Raw genomic sequence first — 12,376 nt, forward strand, 5'->3', positions numbered from 1 at the left:
ACTTCAACTGCAGATTTTCTGCACCTGCTCTACATACTTCACCAGCTCATCAGCAAAATTCCATTCAATTTCTATTCGCTTATCATTATATACCTTGATACCACGAATAAAAGTTACTGCTATCTCTCTGGTTAATTGCTTATTTCCTTCGATCAGGTCTGTCAGGCACTGTCTGCCATCGGGCGGAAGTTCAAATAAACGTTCAGCCGCTTCACTCTGTTCTGTCTCCATTTGCGCTATCGCTAAGGTTTCTTTCTCAATTTGTTTATCCAGCTTGTCATTTTTTCTGGTGAACTCTTCTTCTGAGATTTCTTCCATTGCATATCGCATATATAGTTCAGTCTTCTGGTGCTTGTATCTGCTAATACTGTCTTTGGCATCCCGAATCTTTTTTGCAGCTCCATTCACTTTTGATTTTAATTCTGCTTTCTGTAATTCGAGTACCGGTTCAGCATCATCACTGATCTTTGCAAACAGCTTTATTGCCCTGAAAATCATCTCATTGAACTCGTCATCATATAAATTGTCTGTTACACAATCTTGATTTGCCACATTAAATTTCCTTGGGCACTTAAAGTGCGGATTGCATCTGGTTACATGCTGTAGATTCTGACCGCATCCCCCACATTTTACCAATCCTTTCAGCGGATAATTATTATTGTGGGTTTTGCTCCTCTTTCTGGAATTTAATTCCAACTTTTCCTGTACAGCATCAAACACCTCTTTAGAAACAATCGCTTCATGCGTACCCTCAACCACAATCCAGTCTTCTTCTTTTGTTTTCAAATGCTTATTACTTCCTACCGAAGCAACTTTCCACTTGCCGCCAATCGTAGTTCCCGTATACGTTTCTGTCATCAGTATCAGTCTTACAGTTACCGGATACCAGATATATTTTTCTGTTGTTTTCTTCACACCAGTTTTCAGAACTTCTCTTTTATATTGACCTGGACTCATAATTTTCTGCTCATTCAGGTAACGTGCCAGCTGAGTAATATTCATTCCATCAAGATATTTCTGAAATATCATCTTCACAACAGGCGCTGTCTCCGGATTAATCACGAGGCTGGTCACATCTTCATCAGGCTTCAAATATCCATACGGTGCTCTCGCTCCCATATATTTTCCAGCTTTCTGACGCTGTATCAAAGTTCTTTTTACTTTAACGGAAGTATCAATGCTATGATGTTCGTTAATAATATTTCTGAAACCAACATCAATTCCCGGCATACCAGATTCATATTTCATACTATCAACATTATCATTGATCGCTATGAATCTCACATTCATAAATGGAAAAATTTGTTCCAGATATGTGTCAACCTCTATATGATTCCTGCCGAATCGAGAAAGGTCTTTCACTATAATTGTGCTGACTTTTCCATCTCTTACTAATTCCATCATACTTTGAAATCCTGGGCGATTGAAATTCGTTCCACTATAGCCATCATCTTTGAATTCTAACACTTCCGTATTTTTGAACTCATTTTTACTGGCTATGTATTGCCCAATCACAATTCTCTGATTGGTAATACTATTGGATTCATCCAGCATATCCTCATCTTCCAGCGACAATCTTAAATACTTTACTATGCACTTACCATCTGACATCTGATCACCCCCTCCTCTAAAATTTCTGATAACGCCTGTATTTCATCTTGAAATTTAAATTCGATCTCTATACGTTTGTCTTCATATAAAGAGATTTTCTTTATATAAGAACGGACAACATCTTTTGTAAGGAATTCCAAATTCTTTCCTTTACTGAATTCAGCAAGCCACGAGAAGTTCTTTTTACACAATTTTTCTGTAATTTTTCTACTCTTCTCAATTTCTTTCTGTCTTGTAACCAGGTCTTTTTCGACCACGGTTATTCTTTCTGTCATACGATTATATGCATCCGTATCAATCTCGCCCGAAACATATTGCTCATATAATTCAAATCGTCTTGCTTCGTTCCTTTTATTGAGCTGAATAATCTTACTCTGTTCCCTGTTCAAATATTTTTGGAATGTTTCAAAATATTCATCATTAAAGCGTTTCAGTTGCGTTTTTAATTCACATACTATTTTTAGCTGCATGATGAGTGCCCGATACACCAGTTCATCAATTACTTCTTCTTTCCAGCGATTACAGTTATATTTTTCCTTGGAAATTTTTGCATAATTACCACAAATGAAATAGTAATTGTAATACAAAACACCATTCTTTTCGCTGTAATAGTATCTCCGAACCATATTAGCGCCACAGTCACCACAGTATATCAATCCAACATACTTATTATCCTGTTTTCCATGAGTCTGCATATTCGATAAATCTTTTTTGGGCAATGCTTTCTCCTGCTTTAATTTGATTACATTTTGTACTTTTTCAAATAATTCAGCACTCACTATAGCCTTATGGGTATTCACATGTTCAATCCATTCTTCTTTATCCAACATTATATTTTTTTCTTTTGTAAGAAGTGAGGTTCTTGTTTTATGTGAATAAGTATTTCCCAAATAGTGCCTATTTTCCGCAATCTGTTTAATTACAGATGATTGCCAATGCATATCCGTTTCGTCAATTCTATCCAAGAATAACTTCCCAGTTCTTGCGTATACCCTTGGCGAAGCCAGCAGCATGGTATTAAACTCTCTCGAAATTTTCAAATATGACTGCCCTGCAGCAAGTTTTTCAAATATTTCTACTACATACGGTGCAGTTAGAGGATCGGGAACCGTAGTAGATTTTCCTTTTTCATCTCTAGCTCTCTTATACCCATAAGGAGCATCTCCACCACAATATTCACCTGACTCCATCTTAATTTTCATAGCACTTGCCATCTTTACTGATGCATCTTTTGCATACATATCATTTGCAAGATTCGATATCATGATTCCCAGCATCTGATTGTCACATTCAGGACTGATACTGTCATAGTTATCATTCACTGATATAAAGCGTACTTGCATAAACGGAAATATTTTTTCCAGATATTTCGATACTTCTTCCAAATCTCGACCAAATCGTGATAAATCTTTTACTATGACCGTATTTATTTCTTTTGTTTTGATGTCACCTAGCATTCTCACAAAATCATCGCGATCAAATTTCGTACCTGATATACCGTCATCCTTATAAAACTTTACAACTTCAATATCCGGATGAGATTCTGCATATGAAAGAGCAATCAATTTCTGTGTTTCCAACGACTCTCTTTTTTCTCCGTTGTTATCTACAGATATTCTGGTATAAATACCGGCTTTCCAAACCTTCTGTGGTGATGCCTGTACGAATGTTTCAGCCTGTTTCATCTGGCGATTTCTTGTTCTTGCCATTATACAGCCACCTCCTGTTTTGTTTTTCCAATCTGTTCCGCCAGTCTTGCAGCTGTTACCAGCTCATCCTGGAATCTGTAAACAATCTCTATTTTTTTCCCTTCAAATACATTTATTTTTTCCACATATTGAAGAAGCATATCTCTGTCAAGATCTCCCAGAGATGGTTTCTCAAGAAATGTATTCACCCATTCTTCGCACAACAGCTTATTTTCCAGCAGATCTTCCATATATTCTTCCTGCTTTTCAATATTGCTTTCCAGACTTTTAATTTCTGTCTGATACCGCTCTCTAAGTAAAGTATAATCATCCTTGGAAATAACTCCTGATGCAAGATTTCCTGATAATGAATGTAACAACTTATAATATTTATTGACTTTGTTTCGTAATTCAAGTATCAGGTCATCATGCTGTATCAACGTCTGTGTATCCAAAGAGTTCTCTTTTAAATACTCTACTGCACTTCGTATGGCATCCGTCATCTTGCTGTACATTTTCAAAGAATCCATCACCAGTTGAATCAGCACATCTTCTCTAATGCTATGCCTGGAGCATTGATCCTTCTTTTTATTGTAAGAAGAACAGATATAAAAAACTGTCTTTTCTCCCTTGTAACTATTGGTTCGCCGAATCAGATTACTTCCACAGTCTCCACAGGATAATAACCCACCAAATAAATAAAGTCTGTTTTCTCCGGGAGCTATCCTTGTATCCTTCGCAAGTAACATCTGAACTGTTTCATATTCTTCTTTTGTAACGATACCTTCATGATGATTTTCAAAAATTACCCATTCTTCTTTTGGCAATGCCCTCTGCACTTTAACTTTATAGTTAATTCTTTGGGACTTTCCCTGCTGAAGCACTCCGTAGTAGATTGGATTTTTTAAGATACGGATAATTGCTACTGCTGACCACCTGGATGTCAAATGTGTCTGAAATGACGATTTGAAATTTACTCCGGTCGCACGTTTGTAATCAGCCGGTGCAAGAACTCCCAGTTCATTCAGTTTATCTGCAATCAGCTGATTGCTCATGCCCTCCATCTTCCAGGTAAAAATATCTCTTACATGCTTTGCAGCAACCGGATCAATTTCTATCTGACTTTTATCAGTATCACACTTTTTATACCCATATGACACGTAATTTCCCACATATTCTCCAATATTTCTTTTTGCACTCAAGTGGCTTCTTACTTTTTGAGAATTCTGTCTGCAATACGTGTCATTGACAAAGGATTTTACCGGTAATACAAGATGTGTATCGGTAATGTTTGCTGTTTCAGAATCATAATTATCATTGATTGCTATAAATCGTACTCCCAGTTGTGGAAATACTTTTTGAATATACCGATCAACATCTATATGCTCCCTACCAAATCGGGATAAATCTTTTACAATGATACAGTTGATTTCCTTATTTTCAATTGCTTTGAGCATTGCCTGAAAACCAGGTCGATTAAAATCTGTACCTGAAAAACCATCATCTTTAAATGTCTCAACAATAGTAATATCAGACGTCGATTTCATATAGTTATCAATCAAAATTGACTGATTTACAATAGATTCACTTTCAGCCTTATCTCCGTCCTCAATACTGAGACGAAGGTACTTGGCTGCTATCCAGATATTTTTTTGCATAAAAAACACTCCTATCCAAAGATTCTGCCAAAACAGAACCCTTAAATAGAAGTGCTCTATTCAAATTTAGTCCTGTTAGCATTATAGCACACTTCGTCTTCTGTGTGAATATGAAATTTTGTTGTTCCAGTTATTTCCTTACGCCAATCCAGCTTTCTTTGCTACAAGCTGTTTTGTACAATCTATATAGGAAAGGGAAGCTGCTGCATTAAAAACACTTTTTACGACATAGCCCATATCTTCATATACATACGGATTATCAGAGTGGTTAAGCAGCACCTCCATCTTATTATTTTTCCTGCTATCCAGCTCTGAAATCAAATCCTTGTACTTTGGCAAACTATCTCGGTCAATCTCTTTGATATCAACCGTTTTCAACGCTTCTAATCTTTCAACTGCTGTCATGGACATCGCCTCCTTTTCCTATAGTTACCATTATCGAAAATAAATATTCGTAACAGCTATGTAGTCTTCTCTTCCATTCCCATCTGAATCTGTACTGCTTTCAGTACCCGATCCAGGCTCCACTTGTTCACTCTTCCGCATTTCTCAATAATACATTTCGTAGAAATGCTTATAACCTGTTCAGCCAGTGCCAAACTTCCTTTTCGGATTCCCGTCATATCATATTTGCTGATAAATACATGTGTTGGCAAATACCGTTTCTTATATATTCTTGATGTCAGCGGAACTACCGTTATGACTGAACTGTATGTATTGGCTTTATTATTACTCACTACGATTACCGGTCTCACTCCACCCTGAACCGAAGTTGTCGGGAACATACCGAGATCCGCCCATAAGATATCGCCTCTTCGAATCGTCACTTGTCATCTCTCCAATCTTTTTTTATTTGTAAAGCATTCATAGCGCTATATTGGCTCCACAGGAATACGGCAGAGTTTCTTTCCCATAAGGAAAGCTCTGCCGCATAACCTCTATAGCCAATTTGATTATTAAACAGTGCTCGCTCGATTCTATTTATCCTCGATACCCCGAATCGTTACTCCCGCATATGCAGGAAGGGAATAATAACCTGCCCGGATGCATACTCCGGACCACAACCCGGAAACTCTCGTTTCCAGGCTCCAGCAGTTCATAGGTTTACCAGTTACAGACTTCTCAGGATCTGCAAGTGTATCGCATCTCATACATATCATCGCATCACCAGCCTGCCAGCTGGCTTCGGTCAGTGCTTTTTCGCAGCATTACGGACTGAACTAAAAATCTTGGTTTTGTCTTATAATCCTATAGCGGCATCTTCCTCGTGCTCTCTGCATGAAATGTCACGTCAGTTATTATTGGATATTCAGTTATCATGGTTCATTTTAGGAAGTCCTTTAACTTCCTCTAATTACTAAAGTCAAATGACTTTGGCAGATGCAAAAGATTTTGAAAAATTTTTTAAAAAAATTTATTCATATACATTTCACGCATCTTATTAAGAGTGGATTTCAGCTTGTATGACAGCATCTGTCTGGAAATCCCCATAATCTCCGCCATCTGTGTCTGTGTCTTATTTTCAAAGAAAATGCCATAAATAATCATGCGTTCCTCTGAGTCCAGCTGATTGATCACTTTATGAATATCCTGCTGTTCCATTTTTGTCAGTACACAGTGCTCCACATCACAGTTCAGATCTGGAAAATCCTCAATCATGAAGCCTTCTCCATCAATGGACTGACCGCTGTAAGGTACTTCTCTCAGCATCTTATCCACGACCTCACCCAGTTCGTTCTTAATCTCAACTTTTTTTGCCTTGCTGCTTCTGTAAAAATTGTTCATCGCATACGCAACTTCTTTTGTTATCTCGATCATTTCTCCGTCAATATTTGCGTAATACTTTCCTTCATAAAAATATGGGTGTTCAATATACATATCCGTTCCTCCTGAATTTGAAATCTTGTTGCTCGTTTCAAATCCAGAAGGCGGACCTCTGTTTAGGATCATGCCTGCTCCGCCTTTGTCCTGCCGGGACACGCCCGCAGTTATTGGCTGCGAAATTCAGGCACGAAAAAAAGCCCCAGTAGTTTTTTCTTAACTACTGAGGCTTTCGTCTCTTATCTAATATTCAGTTATCTATGCCTTCTTTCGTCAGCATAATCATTGTATCAGGATAAAGTTCACAAAGTATCCGCAATATGTTCCCATAAGTTCATGTCATTATTGGAATCGTACATATTTCAGTATAAAAAGTTCACCGTGTTATTCTTCTACTTCTTTTCCATCTATATATAGTTGAAATTTATCAGGATTATTGACTATATCGTAGTCTTTTCCGTATTCTACAGGTCTGTATTCGGCTGTCATTACCGATTCCCCATCTTCAATATCTTCTTTCCATAAATAGATGTTCATATCAAGACTCGTCGCATATCCCCTGTCTGTGGAGAATTTTGTCGAATAAAAAGAATCATCCTTGTACATCTGCAAAAGCTCTCTTACAAACGCTTCTCTATCCTCAATATTTTCCCGGTTAGCGACTACGGTTAGGTTTTCATCCCGATTTACGGAAAATGTTCCTACCACATCCGGTTCACCTTCCTTATGACTTGATTCAGGTTTCCCATAAATACTTCCTGCAGCAATTATCAAGATGACTGCTCCTGCGATCACTGCAATTATCTTTTTCTTCATATTTTCATTAATTTCCTTTTAATTGTTTTACTGCGTAATTGATTACTTCTTCCGGTGTAGGTCTGTCTCCTTTAAGATTTACCTTCTTCCATTCTGCCTGTACAACCGGATCTGGATCATCAAATCCAGCATCAATCGCTATCTGCATTTCCCGACGCACCTCTTCTGGTGTCGTATTGTACTTTTCTGCAATTTTCTCATAAATAGTTTTTTCTCTCATTTACCCGCCCTCCGGTTTTAAAGAATTATTTATAGTTCTTTAGAACTACTATATCATGATTCTCACTATGAAAAAAGATACTTTCACAAACGAATTCATAAAAAAGAATAAAAAAAGAAGAGCTTAATGCCCTTCGATTTCAATGCCTATTTCATTAGTCTACCAAAGCTCTGACCGCATTTAAAATTCTTTTCTGCTCGTCCTTTGGCAATTTCCCTATCATATCAGATAATTCATTGGTAACACCTGTGACAGAATGTGTCACAACATCTATCAGTAGCGCATCAGCCGATACATCAAGTGCATTGGCAATTGCTACAAAGGTATCCAACTTTGTTACTTTCAGTCCTCTTTCTATCACACTGACATGTGTTGTACTTAAATTTACCAGCGCCGCCAGTTCTTCCTGTGTAAGATTTTTTGCTTCTCTTGCTGCTTTGATTCGCTGACCAACCGCTTTTAAATCCATCGTAGCACCTCCTTCAGAACGATAATTCGGTCTAAAATTAGTATACTGATGGATAATTAAAAGATACAGAATCCGCAAATCAAGTTATAGTTCTATAGAACTAGTTTTCACTTTTTATACATGCAACACACAAAAAAAGCCACCAGAAGAATTAGTATCCCCTGGTAGCTCCATTAAAATTTATCATTTGTTAATGTGCAACACTCATGCTCTCGTCAATCCATTTCTGTACCATTTGAGCACTTACATTAAGATAGTGGGCTATTTTATCAACTTTCATTCCATCCGCAGCCATGGATAATGCTGAGGCTTTTGCTTTTTTCAGCTCACCACTTTCAATACCTTCACTATAAATCTGTTCCATTTCACGGCACATGAATTCCACCCCTTTCTGTGTTTCCTTCAATTCGTATACTCTGTCAGCAAGTATCTTACTGTGCATATCTTCTGCATTCTTACAGTGAAGATCATGCATCAGTCTGCCTAATTCTGTATCCTCTTGTTTCTTAGAATTTACATAAATAATATGAGCTTCATCTTTGAAATTCTCACTGACTTCTTCGATTTTTCTGTCTACATGATAAATCGGAAGTCCATAGCCAAGTGCATCATCTCTGGTGATAAAAATCACGTAGCTTTCTGGAAGGTCATCAAAATCCTGTCCCGGATTTAATGTGTTCATATCCATTAAACCACTATGATATCTTGCTCGTTTTGGGGATGCCCCTTCATTATCCTGTTGGATTTCTACATCCATCTGCTTGCCTTCAGAGTCTCTGGCAACACAGTCCAGAATAGCTGAACGTCCCTGTAAATTCTTATAGTCCTTTTGAAGAACCTGATCAATCACTTTCAGATCCTTTTTATCCATAATTACCTGCAAAACATATTCTGTACATTCCCGTTTCTTGAATACATTCCGCATAAACACATCGCTCATGATGGTAAGGTCTTTTAAGATACCCTTGTATCTTTCGTAACGTGTTTCCAATTCTTCTGTTTTCACAGTTTCTGCTTTCGCCACGTCCATTCTCGCCTCCATTCTTTGCTATGTCAGGATAGGTTCCTTAATGTCTCCTATCCCAATTTCATCTTAACATCAAAACCAGCTTTTCACAAGCCACTATTTTATCCTACACCACTTGAAAACAATAATTTCCAATCAGCTTCGTCCAACTATTATATTTATTCTTTTCACACACCTTTCGGCAAATTTCATTTTCCATCAACACACAGAACATCTTATCATAATCAAATGCCCAAACAGCACCATTCACATGGTTTTCCACTGCTTTCTGATCTATGCTCTTTAAGCGTGTGACCATTTTTTCAATTTCTCCATTTCCCAAGTTACCGATATTTTTACAGATAAACCGAAAGAAATTCAACGTTGCATATTCGTCATACCAATGGAACTCTTCTGGATTGTTTTTAATTTTACTGGCTCGCTGCTGTTCTTTGATTATCTGATCAGCTACACCTTTCATCGAATCTTCGTATCTCATATTACTCACCTACTCTTCCTCAACACCCAGTGACGGTTTAAATCTTTTATCCTTTGCCTGCGGCACCACGATCTCATAAAAATAAAATCCCAGATACCCAAGTGCCTGCTTCTTCATTTTATAAAAAGAAGTCCTGCCTATTCCTAACTCCTGCTGTACTTCCACATCTGTCTTATTATAATGACTGCAAAAACAAGAATGAAGGATCTCACTGAGCATCACACCATTCGGTGCATAAAACTTCACCAGTGTCATTCCACGATAGATCATATCTGACAAGCCGTAAATGATCATCAGGTTATTCATTTCCCGGTGCATCTTTGGCACATTCAGCTGATTGTTATAAATACTCAGATAACTCAACGCATATGCCATATCTTCATTGATCTTCTCCTGACACTCCATATCCAGTTCTTCCAATACAACCTGGTTTTCTAAAATCAGTTTCTGGTAGCTTGTCATCAGTTCTTTAATATCAGTATAATGTCTTTCGATCGTTACTTCCAGATAATTCTGTGCATGGTTTGCCATCTGGAAGGTAATTTCTTTCATTGATTTAATTGCATAATCTCTATCTGTCATCAGTTTCAAAATCTCCTTATCATCATCACACTAACTGGCGGTCTTTCAGACCAGTTCGCTTTCCCCATGATTTTGATGGGAAGCAATTACTTACTACAATTTGCAGAAGCGGATATCCAAAAGGCATTGTGGGAGCTGCCTTTGCTGACCGGAATCCATCTTCTTATGTAAAACCTGCAGGAATATAAAGGGAAAGTGACTATCCCTGCCGGTTAATAATCCATATAATATCGTCTATACCTATCTCTCCTTATGCTGTTTTTCTCTCCATAAACCATTTATCCACTTCATAGAATAAATGGCTTTCCTGTCCCTGTATCATACAGGTGTACATCATTCCTACACCGCCTGCCTTTCTGCTGGCGCATCGCTCGATTTTCAAAATTCTGTCGATGTTATATTTTCTTCCATCCTCCCATGTAAAAAATATGGGAACCAGTTGTCCGTCTTTCCGGAACTCTGCCACTACATCTACATATACTTTATTCATGCCGACACCTCACTATAAAATCTCGATTGCTCTTGGCGATGCCGGAATCCTTCGGATATATCCATTTAGCTCCAACTGCTTGATTCTGGAAAATGCTGATGATGTTGATTTCACCCCGATCAATTTTCCAAATTCCCGTATTGTCGGTGGATATCCATGTTCATTGGTATATCGTAAAATACATTGATAACTTTCTTCCTGTTTTCTGGTTAATGCTTTTTTCAAATCTATCCCTCCAATTACCCATGAAAATAACTGTGTGGATGGATCGTGTGCGTACCAGCGTCTAAGTGGGATAAGACTTTATCCTGATACATTGCCGCTCGCTGTATACTGAAATAACCAAACCGTCGTCTGATCTCATCTACAGTACGATCCAGCTTCTCTAACTTTTCCTTTTTCTCCTGATTTCCAAATAAATCCAACTGCACGGGAATATCATCTAACACAAGATCCGCAGCTCGGATTCCCAGGCTTCTAATGGGATGTTCCCATTTGTAATTATCTTTAAATAGCTGAAATGCTGCAGTTACAATCTCGTTTGTAATATTCGTTGGCTGTCGTAAATGTATCTGTCTGGAAAAACTATACAATCCATTATCTCGAACTGTAATTTCTACTGTTTTGCATTTAAATCCATGTTTCCGCAATCGTGCAGCTACACTTTCTGCCAATGCTATTTGAATGATCCAGACATCCAGATCATTTTCCAGATCTCTCGGTGTTGTAGTGCTATTACCTATCGACTTTACTGGTGCTTCATATCCTTCCTTGCAAACCGGATCTTCATCCCAGCCATTTGCGCCCATAATACATTTCCTATTTTTCCAAAATGACTCTCTAACAACTTTTCGTCTGATTCCGCAAGTTGCCCGATTGTCCGGATTCCAAGTTTTTGCAATTTCTTATTTGTCTGTCTTCCGACATAAAGCAAATCTGACGCTGGAAGCTGCCATATCCTGTCTTTATAATTTTCTCGATTAAGCTCTGTGATTGCATCCGGCTTTTTATAATCCGAGCCAAGTTTCGCATAAATCTTATTCCAGGAAATTCCAATACTCACTGTTACTCCAAGTTCGTATTTAATCCGATGGCTGATTTCTCTCGCAATTGTCATTCCTCTTCCTTTCAGATTTCCACTGCCTGATACATCCAGCCAGGCTTCATCAATTCCATATGGCTCGATCTTGTCCGTATACTCCAAATAGATTTCTCTTGCCATCTGTGAAAATCTCAAATATAAATCCATCCGTGGTGGTACAAAAATAATTTCCGGGCAAACCTGTTTCGCCTGCCATAATGCCATTCCGGTTTTTACTCCTTTTTTCTTGGCAATATAATTTGCTGTCAGTACAATTCCATGCCGGGCTTCCGGATCGCCACCTACTGCCAGAGGCATTCCGGCAAATTCCGGATGATGTAGCATTTCTACACTGGCGTAGTCGGGTAAGAGAAGAGCATTACTGTCCTTCCCTCCCCTAAGAACCGTACGTGATAGTTTCCCATCATACGGCTC

General features: G+C 38.1%; 15 protein-coding genes and 1 pseudogene. All 16 read right to left on the bottom strand.

The window, feature by feature from the left end; all coding sequences use genetic code 11:
• Positions 1–3: 3 nt before the first annotated feature.
• Positions 4–1,611: a recombinase family protein gene (locus AB5642_RS14760; RefSeq protein ID WP_195196462.1), complete on the bottom strand. Its 1,608-nt coding sequence runs from the start codon at positions 1,609–1,611 to the stop codon at positions 4–6.
• Positions 1,590–3,320: a recombinase family protein gene (locus AB5642_RS14765; RefSeq protein ID WP_195196463.1), complete on the bottom strand. Its 1,731-nt coding sequence runs from the start codon at positions 3,318–3,320 to the stop codon at positions 1,590–1,592. Before AB5642_RS14765 ends, AB5642_RS14760 begins: the two co-directional genes overlap by 22 nt.
• The gene (locus tag AB5642_RS14770; protein ID WP_055266558.1) at positions 3,320–4,957 is read right to left on the bottom strand and encodes a recombinase family protein; all 1,638 of its coding nucleotides are present in this window, start codon (positions 4,955–4,957) and stop codon (positions 3,320–3,322) included. The genes AB5642_RS14765 and AB5642_RS14770 overlap by 1 nt, the downstream gene beginning before the upstream one ends.
• A gap of 138 nt (positions 4,958–5,095) precedes the next feature.
• Complete coding sequence (locus AB5642_RS14775; protein ID WP_020993660.1) at positions 5,096–5,362, bottom strand: DUF6870 family protein; 267 nt, start codon at positions 5,360–5,362, stop codon at positions 5,096–5,098.
• A gap of 56 nt (positions 5,363–5,418) precedes the next feature.
• Positions 5,419–5,784, bottom strand: a complete 366-nt coding sequence (locus AB5642_RS14780) for a type II toxin-antitoxin system PemK/MazF family toxin (RefSeq protein WP_368371716.1) — start codon at positions 5,782–5,784, stop codon at positions 5,419–5,421.
• 150 nt (positions 5,785–5,934) lie between these two features.
• Positions 5,935–6,108 (bottom strand): hypothetical protein, encoded by a 174-nt coding sequence (locus AB5642_RS14785; protein ID WP_226840949.1) that lies wholly within the window; start codon positions 6,106–6,108, stop codon positions 5,935–5,937.
• A 253-nt stretch (positions 6,109–6,361) separates the two neighbouring features.
• Entirely contained in the window at positions 6,362–6,835 is a 474-nt protein-coding gene (locus AB5642_RS14790; protein WP_368371717.1) for a sigma factor-like helix-turn-helix DNA-binding protein, read from the bottom strand.
• Between the two features lie 327 nt (positions 6,836–7,162).
• A complete protein-coding gene (locus AB5642_RS14795; protein WP_173721144.1) occupies positions 7,163–7,594 on the bottom strand; it encodes a hypothetical protein in 432 nt (143 codons plus the stop codon).
• A 7-nt stretch (positions 7,595–7,601) separates the two neighbouring features.
• A complete protein-coding gene (locus AB5642_RS14800) occupies positions 7,602–7,814 on the bottom strand; it encodes a sporulation initiation factor Spo0A C-terminal domain-containing protein (RefSeq protein WP_173721143.1) in 213 nt (70 codons plus the stop codon).
• A 154-nt stretch (positions 7,815–7,968) separates the two neighbouring features.
• A complete protein-coding gene (locus AB5642_RS14805) occupies positions 7,969–8,283 on the bottom strand; it encodes a helix-turn-helix domain-containing protein (protein ID WP_015568871.1) in 315 nt (104 codons plus the stop codon).
• A gap of 190 nt (positions 8,284–8,473) precedes the next feature.
• Positions 8,474–9,313: a PD-(D/E)XK nuclease family transposase gene (locus AB5642_RS14810; RefSeq protein ID WP_173721141.1), complete on the bottom strand. Its 840-nt coding sequence runs from the start codon at positions 9,311–9,313 to the stop codon at positions 8,474–8,476.
• 103 nt (positions 9,314–9,416) lie between these two features.
• Positions 9,417–9,788 carry a hypothetical protein gene (locus tag AB5642_RS14815; RefSeq protein WP_368371718.1) on the bottom strand — a complete coding sequence of 124 codons (372 nt, stop codon included), beginning with the start codon at positions 9,786–9,788 and terminating at the stop codon, positions 9,417–9,419.
• 9 nt (positions 9,789–9,797) lie between these two features.
• The gene (locus AB5642_RS14820) at positions 9,798–10,370 is read right to left on the bottom strand and encodes a hypothetical protein (protein ID WP_117649053.1); all 573 of its coding nucleotides are present in this window, start codon (positions 10,368–10,370) and stop codon (positions 9,798–9,800) included.
• A 250-nt stretch (positions 10,371–10,620) separates the two neighbouring features.
• The gene (locus AB5642_RS14825; RefSeq protein WP_055180584.1) at positions 10,621–10,860 is read right to left on the bottom strand and encodes a hypothetical protein; all 240 of its coding nucleotides are present in this window, start codon (positions 10,858–10,860) and stop codon (positions 10,621–10,623) included.
• A 12-nt stretch (positions 10,861–10,872) separates the two neighbouring features.
• Complete coding sequence (locus AB5642_RS14830; protein WP_024720752.1) at positions 10,873–11,085, bottom strand: DNA-binding protein; 213 nt, start codon at positions 11,083–11,085, stop codon at positions 10,873–10,875.
• 14 nt (positions 11,086–11,099) lie between these two features.
• Positions 11,100–12,286, bottom strand: a pseudogene (locus tag AB5642_RS14835) (DNA polymerase IV).
• Between the last annotated feature and the right edge of the window lie 90 nt (positions 12,287–12,376).

This window comes from Ruminococcus sp. 1001136sp1_2201st1_G3_2201SCRN_220225 (assembly GCF_040924365.1).
GTDB lineage: Bacteria > Bacillota > Clostridia > Lachnospirales > Lachnospiraceae > Blautia_A > Blautia_A faecis.

Excerpts from the sequence above, each read along its gene's own strand:
- AB5642_RS14760 (WP_195196462.1), bottom strand. The coding sequence starts at position 1,611 with ATGTCAGATGGTAAGTGCATAGTAAAGTATTTAAGATTGTCGCTGGAA.
- AB5642_RS14765 (WP_195196463.1), bottom strand. The coding sequence starts at position 3,320 with ATGGCAAGAACAAGAAATCGCCAGATGAAACAGGCTGAAACATTCGTA.
- AB5642_RS14770 (WP_055266558.1), bottom strand. The coding sequence starts at position 4,957 with ATGCAAAAAAATATCTGGATAGCAGCCAAGTACCTTCGTCTCAGTATT.
- AB5642_RS14775 (WP_020993660.1), bottom strand. The coding sequence starts at position 5,362 with ATGACAGCAGTTGAAAGATTAGAAGCGTTGAAAACGGTTGATATCAAA.
- AB5642_RS14785 (WP_226840949.1), bottom strand. The coding sequence starts at position 6,108 with ATGAGATGCGATACACTTGCAGATCCTGAGAAGTCTGTAACTGGTAAA.
- AB5642_RS14790 (WP_368371717.1), bottom strand. The coding sequence starts at position 6,835 with ATGTATATTGAACACCCATATTTTTATGAAGGAAAGTATTACGCAAAT.
- AB5642_RS14795 (WP_173721144.1), bottom strand. The coding sequence starts at position 7,594 with ATGAAGAAAAAGATAATTGCAGTGATCGCAGGAGCAGTCATCTTGATA.
- AB5642_RS14800 (WP_173721143.1), bottom strand. The coding sequence starts at position 7,814 with ATGAGAGAAAAAACTATTTATGAGAAAATTGCAGAAAAGTACAATACG.
- AB5642_RS14805 (WP_015568871.1), bottom strand. The coding sequence starts at position 8,283 with ATGGATTTAAAAGCGGTTGGTCAGCGAATCAAAGCAGCAAGAGAAGCA.
- AB5642_RS14810 (WP_173721141.1), bottom strand. The coding sequence starts at position 9,313 with ATGGACGTGGCGAAAGCAGAAACTGTGAAAACAGAAGAATTGGAAACA.
- AB5642_RS14815 (WP_368371718.1), bottom strand. The coding sequence starts at position 9,788 with ATGAGATACGAAGATTCGATGAAAGGTGTAGCTGATCAGATAATCAAA.
- AB5642_RS14820 (WP_117649053.1), bottom strand. The coding sequence starts at position 10,370 with ATGACAGATAGAGATTATGCAATTAAATCAATGAAAGAAATTACCTTC.
- AB5642_RS14825 (WP_055180584.1), bottom strand. The coding sequence starts at position 10,860 with ATGAATAAAGTATATGTAGATGTAGTGGCAGAGTTCCGGAAAGACGGA.